Origin of the sequence: Marseilla massiliensis, assembly GCF_016899855.1 — a bacterium.
Classification (GTDB): Bacteria; Bacteroidota; Bacteroidia; order Bacteroidales; family Bacteroidaceae; genus Prevotella.
In genome coordinates this window covers 1-15,755 of the sequence record NZ_JACJJG010000027.1, presented here as the reverse complement: position 1 = coordinate 15,755, position 15,755 = coordinate 1, and the positions used below count along the sequence as shown (strand labels likewise).

Here is a 15,755-nt window from a genome sequence, read left to right as displayed (position 1 = left end):
TATATTAACAACAATTTCATTATAAATGATGAAACTTTATGATTATTTGATAGTCGGCTCTGGCTTGTTTGGGGCTACGTTTGCCTACTTTGCACATAAGCAGGGCAAAAAGTGCTTGGTTATAGACAAGCGTCCGCATCTCGGCGGAAACGTTTATTGCGAAAATATTGAAGGCATTAACGTACATAAATATGGGGCGCACATCTTCCACACCTCAAATAAGCAGGTATGGGATTTCGTAAATTCCATTGTTGAATTCAACCGCTATACAAACTCTCCTGTCGCAAATTATAAAGGTAAGTTGTACAATCTGCCGTTCAACATGAATACGTTTTACCAGATGTGGGGCGTGACAACACCCGAAGAAGCTCAGACAAAGATTGATGAACAAAAAGCTGAGGCAGTTGCAAGAATGCAAGCTGACGGAGTTACCGAACCTCGTAATCTTGAAGAACAGGCGCAGGTGCTCATAGGAAAAGACATTTACGAAAAGCTGATAAAGGGCTATACTGAGAAGCAGTGGGGACGTAGATGTACAGAACTTCCTGCTTTTATCATCAAGCGTCTGCCAGTCCGTCTTGTTTTTGACAATAACTATTTCAACGACAAATACCAAGGTGTACCAATAGGCGGCTATAATAAGTTGATAGAAGGCTTGCTTGCAGACATTGAAACAAAAACTGGCACAGATTTCTTTGAAAATAGAAGATATTGGGAGAACATTGCCGACAAGATTGTATTTACAGGGAAAATCGACGAGTTTTATGACTACCGTTATGGTAAGCTGAACTATCGTACCGTAAGATTTGAGCAAGAAATAATTGACAAGCCAAATTATCAAGGTAATGCAGTCGTAAATTACACAGAGCGAGATATTCCATATACAAGAATTATTGAGCACAAGCATTTTGAAATGTTCGGTCAACAAGTTTATGATTGCCCCAAGACAGTTATTTCAAAAGAATATTCAACTGAATGGGAAGATGGCATGGAATCTTACTATCCTGTCAATGATAAGACGAATACCAAACTTTACTCTCAATATAAAGAACTTGCCGATAATGAAATGAATGTCATTTTCGGAGGCAGGTTGGCTGAATATAAATACTATGACATGGCACCGATAATTGAAAAAGTTTTAAATATATTTTATGGAAAATAAGAAAGCTGTCATTTTGGTTGTTACTCACAAACCAGACCGTGTTTATTATGACGAGATTTATACACCGATACAAGTAGGCAAGGCAAATTCAAAATATGATTTGGGTATATTGGGCGATAACATGGGCGACAATATCAGCGAAAAGAATCCAAACTACTGTGAGCTGACAGCTCAATATTGGGCGTGGAAGAATCTTCAATGTGAATATATCGGATTATGTCATTATCGTAGATATTTTGAGACTTACTATACAGCAGAATTATTGGACAAAGTCTTAAGCTATTATGACATAATTTTACCGACACCAATTTATCGAGGAGTTAAAAGTGGAGGAATAATAAATAAGCTAATCAGCGATCTCACACAAGAGGATATAGCGATTTTTGTCATGACTTTGAAAAAAATGTTTCCGGATTATGAACAGGATATTTTGAACTATCTTTACGGAAATGTTGACATCCCTTTTAATATGTGCATATGCAGAAAGGATTTGTTTGACAAGTATTGTGACTGGGAATTCAACGTATTATTTGAATGTGAGAAAGTAGTCAGATTGTCGGGATATTCGAGGTTAAAACGTATATTTGGATATTTTGGTGAGATTCTATTACCAATTTATTCTTACCATAACAATTTAAAAATAAAACACGAAAACATAGTCGGATTTATTGGAGAAAAAGGTAAAAATAGGTTTTCAAAATCAAAATACATATACAAACTATTCAACAGACATCATCCTAAGCACATTGACTCAACGATGTTTGCTCCTGCGGTAGTTGTCGGTTTAAATAATGACGGGATAAACATTTTTTGATTAAAAACACATTATATCAATGAATAACCGGTTAGAAAAAATTTTATCCATACCCAAGAGTCTTTACGTCAGCCATAAATATTGTAAGAACGTGCCGTGTTGGAAGTTGCCGGTACTAGTACGCTGGAATTGTAGGACAAAAGGCGGAGGCTTAATAATTGTTAATGGGGGGGGAGGATGAGCATTGGTTTCGGTAATGTAGGCATTTACGACAAGCGTTTCTCGCCAAGCATATTAGAACTGAATGGAAAGATTGTGGCAAACGGAGTTGTTAGGTTCGGCCATGGATGTAAAATTTGCGTTTGTGACGGTGCTACTTTGACAATCGGTGATAATTTCTGCAATACGTCTGAAGCAAGAATTGTATGTGCGGACAATATCACATTCAAAAATAATGTCCTGCTTGGATGGGAAACAATGGTTATGGACACAGACTGGCATAACGTAGTGGACGTAGAAACTGGTAAGGTTTCACATTGTCACAAACCAATTGTGATAGGTGAAAATGTTTGGACTGGCCAGAAATCAACAATTTTAAAAGATGTGCATATTGCCCAAGGCTGCATTATAGCTTCATGTGCTGTTGTCACAAAAAGTTTTGAAGAAGAAAACGCTTTGATTGCAGGAAATCCGGCCGTAGTAAAAAAGACCGACGTAACAAGGTATTACGGAGAACCAAAGCCATAATTTTCCGGCAAGACAAATCAATACAAATATTTTTTTATGTTAGGCATCGTTCTTTTACTTATTGCATTATACCTGTATTTTAAGCCTCGGTACAGATACTTGTCATACCTCTTATATCTCAGTTTTATGTTGGGGTCAAGTGGAGGAGGATTCGGTATCTTAATAGATAAAGTAATAGGCGTAAAGAATGAAGATATGGCTGTCGTATATACATTTTTTATTTCATTACATTTGATTTTGATCAACAGGTATAAATTCCCACATGCAAAGTTTATGTGGTGGTATAAACTTTTTCTTGTATTTTTTATTTGTGACATAGCCTTCTCTTATATTCATTACGGATTTTCGTTTTATCAAATATTACAAGGCGGACGTAGTTATCTGTTGATTTTCTCTTTACCTATTTTATTTAGAATTAAGCCAGATGAGCTACAGAAATTAATGCCCATTTTGTTTTGGATAACACTTGTAACAGCTGTGCTTTTCTTTTGCCAGATAATTGTAGGGCAACCATTAATGCCATATGATGCAGAACCTGAAAAAGATGGTGCAACAGGTTTATTACGAATTTACAATAGCCCTGCATTACTGGACTTATTCCTTGCCCTTACATTTGTAGCTCCGAGGTATTTTGGGAAACGTGTCAACTTATATCGTGCGATATTTCTTGTTGCATTGGTTTGTACGCTCGGAAGGACAGGTATTTTTTCCACATTAATGATCGTCATCTTAAGTATGTTGTTTTTGGGTAAGGCTTCAAAGTTGTTGAAAACAATTGCAATAGTTGGTATTTTGCTAATACCTTTTATCGGTATGATTTCTGAAAGATTTGATAGCGGTGGAACAAGTGAGGATTTATCTGCATTGTCGGCTTCTGGCTTCAAAGATTACAATATGGGTGAGGGTGGAACCTTGACTTATCGTATTGCATGGGTTTATGAACGTTTTGACTATTTAATTCATCGGCCCATAGGCGAACAGATTTTTGGTCTTGGATTGATATCTGATAGCCAACCTATAGTAAACAAGAAATATAATTTTATGATAGGATTAAGGGATGAAAGTACAGGAGAAACATACCAACTTTATACGCCTGACATTTCTTATGGCAACCTTTTGTCGCGACATGGTTTTGTAGGTAGTATTATTTATTTGTGTATGCTTGTCAATTTTGCAATATTCCTATATAAAGACAGGAAAGCAAATGCGTTTACTATAGTTTGTTCAGCAATGATTATAATGCTTTTTGTAGGTTCTATATCAGGCAGTGCATTGTCAGAACCAAAGAATTTTGTTATGTATTTTATCGCTATGGCGACAATCTTCCAGAAATACTCAGAATATCCATTTAAAAGAGAAAAAGATAAAGCTCTTTTTAGTAAAATAAACTAACACAATGATTTTATTCCATATCGATTCTGGCTTGGGCAACCAAATGCTTGCCTATTGTGAATATTTGGCGTTAAAGAAGTCAAATCCCGGCGAAGACATATATACAGAAACACTGGTGTACGAAATACCCGAGTGTGACAAAACCATATCCCAGTGGAATGGATTTGAACTTGAACGTGTATTCGGCTTAAAAATACCGAATTTAAAAGATTTACTATCGGAAAAGGATTATCAATATGTAAAAGACTGTCTTGTAAAAAGCGAGTTCTGGCGGAAGAATTGGAACTATTCGCCTTATGTTACTAAGGCACTTTCCGACATTGGGCATAATCTGGAAAATATGTGTCAAATAAACAATGAATATCCGCAAAAGTCGGCAATAAAGTCTTTTTTCGGTAAGTCAAGACAAGTACAGCTTCTTAAATATTATTACTTACGGCACAAACAGATTATAGATACAAAGGCTTATGTTAACCAGTATAATCATAAAACTTATTTGTTCGGTAAATACCATGACGCTTACCTTGGGCAAAAATTTTCGTTTATTTTCAGGGATAACGGTATCGAACAAATTAAAGATGATATATTGAAGTCGTTTGTCTTTCCTGAAATTAAGGATGAGCGCAATAGACAACTTGCATCAATGTTAAGGTCGACTAACTCCGTTGCTATTCATGCTCGACGAGGAGACATGTTGGGACGTACATGGGTTTATTATCAAGGAGGGTACTTCAAAAGAGCCGTGAGCTACATAAAAAAGCACGTCGACAGTCCAGTATTCTACTTCTTCTGTGACCCCGGAAGTTCAGAATGGTGCATGAAAAACTTAAACATATTTGGACTGACAAAAAACAGGGATAATATAAAATTTGTGACGTGGAACAAAGGCAACGATTCTTTTCGTGACATGCAGTTAATGTCTTATTGCAAACATAACATAATAACAAATAGTTCTTTTGGTTGGTGGGGAGCATACTTAAATACTAATCCTGATAAAATTACGTGTACTCCTGATTGGGCATATAATTCAACCAACCACTTTTGAATATCTGATTTTACGGTATTAATTTAGCTATGACATAAATAAAAACAGATGAAAACAGCACTGATTATCCCGTATTTTGGGAAACTTCCAAGGTGGTCTGACTTATTTTTCTTTTCTGTGATGAAAAACAGAAACCTCGATTTTTATTTTTTCACTGATATTGATTTTGATGCGAAATATTTGTCAATACCGAATGTCTTTGTCAAGAAAATAAGCTGGAATGATTACTGTGATACAATTTCTGAAAGATTGAATATAGATTTCCATCCGCAGAAAGCCTATAAATTGTGTGATTTAAGGCCTTTTTATGGATATGTTTACCAAGATTTGTTAAGTTCTTATGATTATTGGGGCTTCTGTGACATTGACCTTGTATTCGGGAACATTAGCGATTTTGTCAAAAGTAAGACATCGGCTGGATATGAAGTTATTTCTACCCATGGATACAAGGTGTCAGGGCATTTCTGCCTTTTCAAGAATATTGAAAATTTCAGGCAACTGCCATTTACTATTAAGCATTGGGAAAAATTACTTTGCGGAGTAGTAAATGTAGGTTTGGATGAAATTGGTCTTACAAAGATATTACTTCCAGAACATTATTTATTGGATAAGTTCATTTACAAATGTAGAGATGTATTTTTTCATGATACGGAAGTGTTCGATAAACGGGAAAAAACTTTTTCTTTTATAAACAATATGCATCGAATACTTTTCAAGTTGATACGCCGGCCTCATTATAGCTTTCAAGAAATGTACACTACTCATTGTGCCATTCCTGAAAAGGTTTGGCAGTCTGATAGGCCGGAAGACTACTGGATTTTTAAAAATGGACAAATAACAGCTTTCCCCACCGAAAGAGACTTAATTTATTTACATTTCCTTTTTCTTAAAAAGAATCTATACCTACATAAAGGAACTTTCTGGAATGAAAACGAATTTTATCATGTTCCATTAGAATATGATTTATCATTTTTCAATGACAAGGAAATAAGAATTGACAGGAAAGGAATCTCCTTGCCTTAAGCATAATTCAATACAAGCCAGTATCATGAATTTAAAACGAATAAAAATTTTAGATACAGACACTGTTGTGCCTATTCCACAAAATTACAAAGATTGCATAACGTTGCTGAAAAGTGACTATTTTCGTATTGGAGGGGATAAAAATATAACATTCTTACAGTTATGGGTTGCGACTTTCCGCAACCATTGTTTTCGTTATAATTTTTGGTTACGTCTGTCTGCCCATAAAGGTGTCCTTTATCCATTCTGCAAGTGGATGCTTCACCGATGTTCCATAAAATATGGATTGGACATCCCTTCGTCAACAATTATAGGTTATGGGCTGTACATAGGCCATGGTTATGGAATAATAGTAAATCCTACAGCAATAATTGGCAACAACGTGAATTTGTCGCAGTTTACAACGATAGGAAGCAATGAAGGTAAAGCTGCTGTCATCGGTGACAATGTTTATATCGGGCCTGGTGTTTGCATTGTTGAGGATGTCAAGATTGGGTCAAATGTATGTATCGGTGCCGGTGCTGTAGTAACGAAAGATATTCCAAGTGGCTCAACAGCTGCTGGAGTTCCGGCAAAAGTAATTGGTGTAAACAAGCACGAAGACTATATCCTAAACAAATGGATTTGCCAATGAAGGGTTTGGGATAATGAAAATTTGCTAAAAAGTAAAATCATGAAGATTGTTCATGTTTTTTGGAGCTTGATGTTTGGTGGTATTGAGACAATGTTGGTCAACATTGCAAACGCACAAGCTCAATTAGGTGCTAATGTGTACATAATAATTATTAATGACAATTGTGACAGTACATTAATAAGTGCCTTAAATGAAAATGTAAAGATTATTTTTTTGCATCGTAAGTTACATTCAAAAGGAGCGCTATTCATATTTAAGTTTAATAGGGCTTTACTCAAAATTAAGCCGGATATCGTTCATCTACACGATCCGCACCTGTTTGGATTGATTTTTTCACGGCGTTTGAGAAGTATTACTTGTACTACGCTTCACGATGTTCCTTATGGTTTACTTCATGGTAATTCAATATTACAAAGAAAAATCCTTGCCATGAATTTCAGGTTGGCTGGTAATGTTGCCTATCTTGATAAAATACCACAAGTCTTCTCCATAAGCAATATTGTCCAAAAAGAATTACTTGACAAGTTTGGTGTTGAGAGCATTGTCGTAAATAACGGGATAGATACATCAATGTTTAAGCAGCGGCGACAAAAGGGAATGAACCGTCCAATGAGATTGATACAAGTAAGCCGTCTTGACTATAAGAAGAAGGGGCAGGATTTATTGATAAAGGCCGTTGCTGAGTTAAATGGATTGATTGAAGTGGATTTTATTGGCGATGGTGAAAGTTTAGCATACTTAAACGGTTTATCAAGAAGTCTGGATACAGAACGTTATGTACACTTCCTCGGGAAAAAGCCTCAGTCGTTTATTTCTGAAAACTTGCAAAATTATGATTTATTCGTACAACCTTCACGTTATGAAGGATTTGGTTTGACTGTAGCAGAAGCAATGGCTGCACAGTTGCCTGTTTTGGTTACTGAAGGAGAAGGGCCGGCTGAAATTACTTGCAATGAAAAATATGGTTGGACTTTTAAGAATGGGGATGTTGATGATTTGGTGAACAAGATTGTTTGTATACAAAGGCTTTATTCAGAAGCTATGGACAAAGCGGAGAAAGCAAAGCAATACGTATGCAATAATTATGATGTGTCAGTCACTGCGAGAAAATATTTAGAGGAATATACAAAAATAAAAAATTAGCAAATATGGCACAAAAACATAACAGTTTACGGAGGATTGTACAACGCAGTTTGGAGGAACTGAAGGCGACGTATGACGTGGCACGGGTCATCTCATGGAGGGCGGCTTGGGTGACGCTAAGGGCGAAGGTGGACATACAGATAATGAACCGCAATGGGTTCAAGGAGCCGGAGAAGGTAAGGAACCGGCTGTTGAGGAAGCACAAAATTATGCTCGACTTCCTTGAGGACAAGTTCAAGGAATATTGGGACAATTACCAAAGACCAGTAGATATGCCAGACTGTGACCCGAAGTTGTGTAACAAGATATGGATTTGCTGGTGGCAGGGCATAGACAATGCACCAGAAATAGTGAAGGCGTGTGTCGACTCGATAAGGCGTAATGCCGGTAAATGCGATATCATCTTCATCACGGAAGACAACTATAAGAACCATGTGTCATTTCCAGAATGGGTTGAGAAAAAACGAAATGCTGGAATCTTTTCAAGGACTCATTATTCAGACTTGCTCCGTATGAATATCCTTTCGAGATATGGTGGTATTTGGATTGACTCGACTTTCTTCTGTACTAAGCCTTGTTTTGAAGAATATATGAGGCTGCCGCTGTGGTCGATTAAGCGCCCTGATTACCTGCATTGTTCAGTTGCTGGAGGTTATTTCGCAGGATATTCATTAGGTTGCAGTTATGAAAATCGATGGATGTTCAAGGTTATCTTTGACTTTCTTTGTCAGTATTGGAAAGAGAGCGAAAAACTGGTTGACTACCTGCTTGTTGATTATGCGGTAGTCCTCGCTCAGTGTCACGACAAAGAAATTGCCAACGCATTTGCGAAGATACAGCCAAACAACAAATGGTGCGATGAGCTTTTCAAAGTTCTCGGTCAGCCGTTCAACGAGAACACATGGCGGCACATCAGTGAAGACACCTGCCTGTACAAGCTGACATGGAAACAAAGTTTTGACAAGAACGTTGAAGGCAAGGAAACTTTCTACGGCAAGCTGATTGACGGTGCGCTTGCTTAACTGTAATTATCAGTTTTATAAAAGGCCGTATTTTATAATCTAAAAAGTGCTCTTTTACCGTCCGTTTTGCGGCATATTGCACGGTAAAAAGCCATTGTTTAAACATAGCCTTCAATGAAAGGCTGTTGCCAATTCATCTTTACAACCTCTCTTTTATGCTTAAGGTATTGACATACAGTGTATTACTGTATATGTGCGTGAAAGATGAATGGTGAAAATTAAAAGCATTCATGAAAATTCTTTTAATAGACGTCTACAACTTCAACAAAGGTGGGGCAGAGACAGTATGCTTCAATACAGGCCGTCTGTTGGAGGAACACGGGCACAAAGTCGTTTATTTCACGCTGAAATGGAAAGACAACCGCCCGTCGCCTTACAGCAAGTATTTCCCTGAATCAAAGGAAACGCGGCGTGGCCCATTGAAACAAGTCAAGAACATGATAAATTACTTTTATCATTTCGAAGCAGCTAAAAAGATAGAACAACTGATAATAGATGAAAAACCTGATGTGGCGCATATTCACTTGATGTGGGGGCAAATTACGCCGTCGATATTCCCCGTGTTAAGAAAGTACAGTATCCCTGTGCTTTTTACCGTTCATGATTATCGTATTGTTTGCCCTGCTTATACATTCCGCGATGGTAACGGCAAGATATGCGAGGCGTGCCAAGGGAGATATTTCTACAAATGTTTCACCCATACGTGCTGCAAGGGAAGCAAGCTGATGAGCGCGGTTATGGCGGCTGAACAATACTTCCGCAACGCATTTTTCAACCCTGCAAAGTATATCGACGGTTTCATCTATGTCAGCAACTTTGCAAGGAATATCCAAGAGAAATATATGCCTTCACTAAAATCGAAACCGAACATCACACTATATAACTTCTCGACATCAATAGTCAGTGGGCCAAAGGCAATGCCGACAGACAAGTATTTTCTGTTCTTTGGCCGTCTGTCATATGAAAAAGGCGTAATGACACTACTCAAAGCATTCAAGGATTTACCGCAATGCCACTTGAGAGTTGTTGGAACAGGACCCAAAGAAGGTGAACTTAAAGCCTTTGCAAGGGATAACGGAATGCAGAATGTAGCGTTCCTCGGTTATAAGACAGGTAAGGAACTGACGGACTTGGTAAGCAATGCTTACTTCGTAATGGTTCCGTCGGAATGGTACGAGAACAATCCGATGACAATAATCGAGGCTTATTCAGTTGGTACACCTGTAATCGGTGCCCGTATCGGCGGAATACCAGAGATTGTCGTGAACGGTCAGACTGGTTTCCAGTTCGAGAGCGGCAATGTTGATGACTTACGTACCATTGTAAAAACGGCTGATAATATTAGTGCGGATGAATATTCTAAAATTAGTACTAATACGATAAAGTTCGCCAATGATAATCTTAGTAAAGAAAATTACTGGAACAAACTTATTGGATTTTATGACAAGTTTGTTAAAATGAATTAAGCAAGAGAATGTCATTTGATTCTCTTATTTTTTACAATTAGCCATAAGGCTGATATTATGGATGAAAAAACTATCCATACATATAAGATGTGTTCTTTTATGTTTGTAAATACTCTGTGCATAGGTCTGCCAGTTGTTTGATACAAAGGTAAGCATAAATCCCTTAAATTATAAGACAATCATGAAAATTGTTGTTACTGGTACCCGTGGCATCCCGAACATCATGGGCGGCGTGGAAACGCATTGCGAGGAGCTGTTTCCGAGAATCGCCAAACGGGGCTTTGATGTTACCGTGATACGCAGGACTGATTATGTCAAGGACGACCTGAAGGAATGGAAAGGCGTAAAGTTGGTTAATATCGACAGCCCGAAGAAGAAATCCTTTGAGGCTATTATTCATACTTTTCGTGCCATCAATGAAGCAAAAAGGTTAAAAGCTGACATCCTGCACATCCACGCAATAGGCCCTGCATTGCTTGTTCCATACGCCAAGATGCTTGGAATGAAGGTCGTGTTCACCCACCACGGACCTGACTATGATAGAGACAAGTGGGGATTTGCTGCAAAGACGATGCTGAAATTAGGCGAACGCATGGGCTGTATGTTTGCTGACGAGGTGATTGTCATTTCCGACGTGATACGCAACCTGATAAAGCGGAAATATAATCGTACAAGCCACGTACACTTGATTTACAACGGTGTGTCGCAGCCGGAAATATGTGATTATCCCGAATACTTCAATGAACTCGGCATAGAGAAAGGCAAGTATATCCTTGGTATGTGCCGCTTCGTGCCGGAAAAGAATTTACATCACTTGGTTGAAGCATTTACCAAGGTTAAAAGTAGAAATGAAGTTGAAGATATAAAGTTGGTGTTGGCCGGCGATACTGACTTTGAGGATGACTATTCACGCAGCCTGAGAGAAATGGCGAGTAAGAACGGGGTCGTCCTTACTGGCTTTATCAAGGGCAAGAAGCTGCATTCATTGTTGACGAATTGTCTTTGTTATTGTCTTCCGTCGAGCCACGAAGGACTACCTATTGCCTTGCTTGAAGCCATGAGCTACGGCGTAAAAGTTATAGTAAGTGACATTCCTGCAAACAAGGAAGTAGGCTTGCCTGAAAGCGATTATTTCCCTGTCGGTAATGTAGATGCCTTGACGGAAAAGCTGAAGACTGTAGTGAACCAGCCGCTGCAACATATTGATTACGATATGAAGAAGTACGATTGGGAAAAAATCGCCGACCAAGTTAGGGATGTATATTGGAGAAATCGTGGCGGTAGCCGAACAATATCTGCTTCTTTGTATAAGTCTTGAATATTACGATTTATGGCTATCTTTGCAATAAAAATGGATAAACTAATCTGTCCGGATATCCTATCTGTTTAATCAGCGGCATAATCCTGCAGAATTGGCATGTGTTCTTTTGGGGTGTTAAAAGTTTGTTTCGCGCCCTTTGTAGTAAGTGTTGAACGAGTCTTTTGCGTACCCGTCGGACATAACCTTGAAGCTTGCGCCGGAGGCACCCTCTATTCTCCGCCCTTTATAATAAGCGTTGAATGCGTCCTTGGCGTATCCGTCTTTGAGGATGGTGAACGTTCCTGCCGATGCGCCGTCAATCTCTTTTCCTTTATAATAAGCGTTGAACGCGTCCTTGGCGTATCCGTCTTTGAGGATGGTGAACGTACCTGCCGTTGCGTCGTCAATCTCTTTTCCTTTATAATATACGTTGAATGCGTCCTTGGCGTAGCCATATCCGAGGTCGGAGAACGAGTGAGCGCTTGCGTCTTCCAGTTTTCTTCCGCGGTAAAACACTTCGTTGTCTATTACGATGTACTTGCTCCTGTCGTTTCGATAGTGCTTTTTGTGCCCGTGGTGGCGGCCTTTCTGTATGGTGGCTGTCGGAGTAGTGTCCTGGGCGCAGACGTGCGTGGCGGTGGTTGGCAGCGGTATTGAGAGCAATGCTGACATGGCTATTATGATGGCTTTGGCGTTCATGGTGTTGCTGTTATGGTGTTGAAAATAAAGACGGCGGCGGCATTTTGTGCCGTCGCCGTCCCGTTTTTATATGACAATAGATTAGAAGTTGTCGTGGTCAAGGCTGTCGTTGAAGTCCTTGGGCTCTCTCGGCGCCAGCGGGTCATGGTATTCCTCGCGTGCCGGGCGGTGCTCAAAGCGGCGCTGCTCGCGGTTCTCACGGCGTTCGCCACGCTCAGGACGCGGACGGCGTTCGGGGCGCGGACGGCGCTCACGCTCAACGTATCCCTCGGGTTTTGGTATGAGTACGCGGTGAGACAGTTTATATTTGCCTGTCTTCGGGTCGATTTCCATCAGTTTGACGGTAATCTTGTCGCCCTCTTTCAGGCCGGCTTCCTCAACGGTTTCAAGCCGCTTCCAGTCGATTTCCGATATGTGCAGAAGTCCGTCCTTGCCGGGAAGTATCTCCACGAAGCAGCCGTAAGGCATGATTGAGCGGATGGTTCCTTCGTACACTTCGCCCACCTCGGGTATTGCTACGATGGCCTTTATCTTGGCGATGGCCTTCTGTATGCTCTCCTTGTTGGGCGCGCTCACCTGCACCTTGCCAACTCCGTCGATTTCGTCGATGGTTATCGTGGCTCCTGATTCTTCCTGCATCTGCTGGATTATCTTTCCGCCCGGGCCTATCACGGCGCCGATGAACTCCTTGGGGATGTCGAACGCCTCGATGCGCGGTACCTGCGGCTTCAGCTCTGCGCGCGGTTCTGCGATAGTGTCGGTCAGCTTGCCGAGGATGTACTCACGTCCGGCCTTTGCCTGCATGAGCGCTTTCTCGAGTATTTCGAAGCTCAGACCGTCGCACTTGATGTCCATCTGGGTGGCTGTCAGACCGTCCTTTGTACCGGTGGTCTTGAAGTCCATGTCGCCCAAGTGGTCCTCGTCGCCGAGGATGTCGCTAAGAACGGCGTACTTGTCTTCGCCCGGGTTCTTGATAAGACCCATGGCGATACCGCTCACGGGCTTCTTCATGGGCACTCCGGCGTCCATCAGGGCCAGTGTTCCGGCGCATACGGTAGCCATTGACGAAGAGCCGTTGCTCTCGAGAATCTGCGATACCAGGCGTACCGTATAGGGGAACTCTGCGGGTATCTGGCCTTTCAGCGCGCGCCAAGCCAGGTGGCCGTGCCCTATCTCGCGGCGGCCTACGCCACGCTGGGCCTTAGCCTCGCCCGTGCAGAACGGCGGAAAGTTGTAGTGCAGCAGGAAGCGCTGGTAAGAGCGGTCGAGCACGTCGTCAACGAGTTTCTCGTCGAGTTTCGTGCCGAGCGTACATGTAGTGAGGCTCTGTGTCTCGCCACGTGTGAATATGGAGCTGCCGTGAGGCATTGGCAGAGGTGACACCTCGCACCATATGGGGCGTATCTCGTCGGTCTTGCGGCCGTCAAGGCGCTTGCCTTCGTCGAGTATGCAGCGGCGCATTGAGTCGCGCATAACGTCGGCGTAGTAGCGGTCTACGAGGGCGTATTTCTCTTCCAGTTCCTCTTCGGTAAGGTTGCTGTGCGCTGCTGCGTACGCTTCCTCGAAGTCGGTCTTTATCTTGTCGAAGGCTTCTTCGCGGCTCTTCTTGTCATGGTCGCCGGCCTCGGCTATGGCGTAGCACTTGTCGTAGGTCTCCTTGCGGAGCTGTTCGCGCAGCTCCTCGTCGTTTACCTCGTGGCAGTACTCGCGCTTCACGTCGGTGCCGAGCTCCTTCGAGAGCTCTTCCTGAAGCTCGCACATCGGGCGGATGGCTTCCTGTGCCACCTTGAGGGCCTGCAGGAGGTCCTGCTCTGACACTTCGTTCATCTCGCCCTCAACCATCATGATATTGTCTTTCGACGCTCCGACCATGATGTCCATGTCGGCGTTCTTCATCTGTTCGAACGTCGGGTCAACGACGTATTCGCCGTTAACGCGGGCTACGCGCACTTCAGATATGGGGCACTCGAAAGGTATGTCCGAGCAAGCCAGGGCGCATGAAGCGGCGAAACCTGCCAAAGCGTCGGGTTGGTCTACTCCGTCAGCCGAAAAAAGAATGATGTTTACATAAACCTCGGCGTGGAAATCTGCCGGGAAAAGGGGGCGCAACGCGCGGTCAACGAGTCGGCAAGTGAGGATTTCGTTGTCGCTTGCCTTGCCTTCGCGCTTGGTGAAACCGCCCGGAAAACGTCCGGCTGCGGCATACTGTTCTCTGTACTCAACCTGCAAAGGCATGAAATCTGTTCCGGGAACTGCATCTTTTGCGGCACAAACAGTGGCGAGCAACACGGTGTTTCCCATGCGGAGCATGCAAGAGCCGTCAGCCTGTTTTGCCACTTTCCCGGTTTCAATGCTGATGGTCCTTCCGTCAGGCAATGAAACTGTTTTGGTAATTACGTTCATCTAAAAATAAAAAATATCTTTTTTACATCAAAAAATCAGGGCAAAGGTAACTATTTTTTGACTAACCGAAGAGTGTTTGCCATTAAATCTACGTTATTTTATTCTTTTTTTACTTCGTGCGGATGGGCTGGCACAATGGCGCCGGCCGGCTGCGCGTAGGCGTGCCGGGGCACAGCCTATGCCGGTTGTCTGGGCCATGCCTTGACTGCTTTTGGCGGGTGTTTGGTAACATATTGATTATCAGTAACTTGCTAACATGCTTGCGAAAGGCTGCCTTTTGCCTTGTGAAAGATGGCCTTTCGGCGCGCGTTTGGCGGCCTTTCGGAAGGTGAAAGACGGCCTTTCGTATTTTAAGAAAACTTTGCATGTCTCATTGGCGGTATTTCGCCGAAAGTAGTTACATTTGCCGAAACAACACTAATGGTCATGAGAAAACTGTTATTCTTATTCGTCATGTCGCTCGTGTCGGCCGCTGCCGTGGCCCAGCAGGGGCGCCCTTTTGACACTACGATACGCAACGAGGAGTGTAAAATATACATACGCCTTAATCTGTACGACAAGAACATAACCGTGCCCGGACAGGACGTGCTCGGCGAAGTTGACGGATATTTCGGCTCGACGCAAAGCTCGACCAAGTGGATTGTCGTGGCGTCGAGGCTCATTGACGGGCGGACCGCCGAGATAGAGGTGGTCAACGACTATGGCAGCGAGGACTTTACCGCCACGCTGAAGGTAAATGACGACGGCACTTACGAGTACAAGAAGGACGGCGGCAGCACGCTGAAGTTTGCCGTCAGGGGTAAGTGGCAGAAGATTCCTGGCAACCTGGAGCTCGTGAGGAAGTAATTTTCTTCAGTAGTTAAAGGAGGAATTTTCAGTAGTTAAAGGAGTTAAAGTAGTTATCGCTCACTGTCGTTCGCTAAGTAGTTAAAGTCAATACTTTTGCTTGTTGCGTACAGATTCAG

At 42.0% G+C, this 15,755-nt stretch carries 14 protein-coding genes; 12 read left to right on the top strand and 2 right to left on the bottom strand.

The genetic code is table 11. The features are described from left to right. Window positions 1-28 precede the first annotated feature (28 nt). From glf to H6A34_RS06740, 11 genes are all read left to right on the top strand, one after another. Window positions 29-1,162: a UDP-galactopyranose mutase gene (gene glf, locus H6A34_RS06790; protein WP_205104374.1), complete on the top strand. Its 1,134-nt coding sequence runs from the start codon at window positions 29-31 to the stop codon at window positions 1,160-1,162. Then, the gene (locus H6A34_RS06785) at window positions 1,152-1,976 is read left to right on the top strand and encodes a DUF4422 domain-containing protein (RefSeq protein WP_205104354.1); all 825 of its coding nucleotides are present in this window, start codon (window positions 1,152-1,154) and stop codon (window positions 1,974-1,976) included. The genes glf and H6A34_RS06785 overlap by 11 nt, the downstream gene beginning before the upstream one ends. Before the next feature lie 177 nt (window positions 1,977-2,153). Then, window positions 2,154-2,663: an acyltransferase gene (locus tag H6A34_RS06780; RefSeq protein WP_205104352.1), complete on the top strand. Its 510-nt coding sequence runs from the start codon at window positions 2,154-2,156 to the stop codon at window positions 2,661-2,663. Between the two features lie 126 nt (window positions 2,664-2,789). Beyond that, a complete protein-coding gene (locus tag H6A34_RS06775) occupies window positions 2,790-4,055 on the top strand; it encodes an O-antigen ligase family protein (RefSeq protein WP_205104350.1) in 1,266 nt (421 codons plus the stop codon). A 4-nt stretch (window positions 4,056-4,059) separates the two neighbouring features. After that, complete coding sequence (locus tag H6A34_RS06770) at window positions 4,060-5,100, top strand: alpha-1,2-fucosyltransferase (protein WP_205104348.1); 1,041 nt, start codon at window positions 4,060-4,062, stop codon at window positions 5,098-5,100. A 48-nt stretch (window positions 5,101-5,148) separates the two neighbouring features. Then, the gene (locus H6A34_RS06765) at window positions 5,149-6,123 is read left to right on the top strand and encodes a DUF6625 family protein (protein WP_205104346.1); all 975 of its coding nucleotides are present in this window, start codon (window positions 5,149-5,151) and stop codon (window positions 6,121-6,123) included. Between the two features lie 25 nt (window positions 6,124-6,148). Next, on the top strand, window positions 6,149-6,757 hold the full coding sequence (locus tag H6A34_RS06760; protein ID WP_205104344.1) for a serine O-acetyltransferase: 609 nt from the start codon (window positions 6,149-6,151) through the stop codon (window positions 6,755-6,757). A 39-nt stretch (window positions 6,758-6,796) separates the two neighbouring features. After that, on the top strand, window positions 6,797-7,900 hold the full coding sequence (locus H6A34_RS06755; protein ID WP_205104342.1) for a glycosyltransferase family 4 protein: 1,104 nt from the start codon (window positions 6,797-6,799) through the stop codon (window positions 7,898-7,900). A gap of 5 nt (window positions 7,901-7,905) precedes the next feature. After that, a complete protein-coding gene (locus tag H6A34_RS06750) occupies window positions 7,906-8,922 on the top strand; it encodes a capsular polysaccharide synthesis protein (protein WP_205104341.1) in 1,017 nt (338 codons plus the stop codon). A 230-nt stretch (window positions 8,923-9,152) separates the two neighbouring features. Next, window positions 9,153-10,388 (top strand): glycosyltransferase family 4 protein, encoded by a 1,236-nt coding sequence (locus H6A34_RS06745; RefSeq protein WP_205104339.1) that lies wholly within the window; start codon window positions 9,153-9,155, stop codon window positions 10,386-10,388. Between the two features lie 181 nt (window positions 10,389-10,569). Next, on the top strand, window positions 10,570-11,706 hold the full coding sequence (locus H6A34_RS06740) for a glycosyltransferase family 4 protein (protein WP_205104337.1): 1,137 nt from the start codon (window positions 10,570-10,572) through the stop codon (window positions 11,704-11,706). Between the two features lie 117 nt (window positions 11,707-11,823). On the opposite strand, the gene H6A34_RS06735 is transcribed toward H6A34_RS06740, so the two are convergent. Continuing rightward, the gene (locus tag H6A34_RS06735) at window positions 11,824-12,387 is read right to left on the bottom strand and encodes a DKNYY domain-containing protein (RefSeq protein WP_205104335.1); all 564 of its coding nucleotides are present in this window, start codon (window positions 12,385-12,387) and stop codon (window positions 11,824-11,826) included. An 81-nt stretch (window positions 12,388-12,468) separates the two neighbouring features. Continuing rightward, the gene (locus tag H6A34_RS06730; RefSeq protein ID WP_205104334.1) at window positions 12,469-14,790 is read right to left on the bottom strand and encodes a polyribonucleotide nucleotidyltransferase; all 2,322 of its coding nucleotides are present in this window, start codon (window positions 14,788-14,790) and stop codon (window positions 12,469-12,471) included. Between the two features lie 426 nt (window positions 14,791-15,216). On the opposite strand from H6A34_RS06730, the gene H6A34_RS06725 reads away from it, so the two are divergent. Then, window positions 15,217-15,636, top strand: a complete 420-nt coding sequence (locus H6A34_RS06725; protein ID WP_205104333.1) for a hypothetical protein — start codon at window positions 15,217-15,219, stop codon at window positions 15,634-15,636. Window positions 15,637-15,755 lie beyond the last annotated feature (119 nt).

What these genes read in the sequence shown, in the direction of transcription:
- glf (WP_205104374.1), top strand. Translation starts at nt 29, where the DNA reads ATGAAACTTTATGATTATTTGATAGTCGGCTCTGGCTTGTTTGGGGCT.
- H6A34_RS06785 (WP_205104354.1), top strand. Translation starts at nt 1,152, where the DNA reads ATGGAAAATAAGAAAGCTGTCATTTTGGTTGTTACTCACAAACCAGAC.
- H6A34_RS06780 (WP_205104352.1), top strand. Translation starts at nt 2,154, where the DNA reads ATGAGCATTGGTTTCGGTAATGTAGGCATTTACGACAAGCGTTTCTCG.
- H6A34_RS06775 (WP_205104350.1), top strand. Translation starts at nt 2,790, where the DNA reads ATGTTGGGGTCAAGTGGAGGAGGATTCGGTATCTTAATAGATAAAGTA.
- H6A34_RS06770 (WP_205104348.1), top strand. Translation starts at nt 4,060, where the DNA reads ATGATTTTATTCCATATCGATTCTGGCTTGGGCAACCAAATGCTTGCC.
- H6A34_RS06765 (WP_205104346.1), top strand. Translation starts at nt 5,149, where the DNA reads ATGAAAACAGCACTGATTATCCCGTATTTTGGGAAACTTCCAAGGTGG.
- H6A34_RS06760 (WP_205104344.1), top strand. Translation starts at nt 6,149, where the DNA reads ATGAATTTAAAACGAATAAAAATTTTAGATACAGACACTGTTGTGCCT.
- H6A34_RS06755 (WP_205104342.1), top strand. Translation starts at nt 6,797, where the DNA reads ATGAAGATTGTTCATGTTTTTTGGAGCTTGATGTTTGGTGGTATTGAG.
- H6A34_RS06750 (WP_205104341.1), top strand. Translation starts at nt 7,906, where the DNA reads ATGGCACAAAAACATAACAGTTTACGGAGGATTGTACAACGCAGTTTG.
- H6A34_RS06745 (WP_205104339.1), top strand. Translation starts at nt 9,153, where the DNA reads ATGAAAATTCTTTTAATAGACGTCTACAACTTCAACAAAGGTGGGGCA.
- H6A34_RS06740 (WP_205104337.1), top strand. Translation starts at nt 10,570, where the DNA reads ATGAAAATTGTTGTTACTGGTACCCGTGGCATCCCGAACATCATGGGC.
- H6A34_RS06735 (WP_205104335.1), bottom strand. Translation starts at nt 12,387, where the DNA reads ATGAACGCCAAAGCCATCATAATAGCCATGTCAGCATTGCTCTCAATA.
- H6A34_RS06730 (WP_205104334.1), bottom strand. Translation starts at nt 14,790, where the DNA reads ATGAACGTAATTACCAAAACAGTTTCATTGCCTGACGGAAGGACCATC.
- H6A34_RS06725 (WP_205104333.1), top strand. Translation starts at nt 15,217, where the DNA reads ATGAGAAAACTGTTATTCTTATTCGTCATGTCGCTCGTGTCGGCCGCT.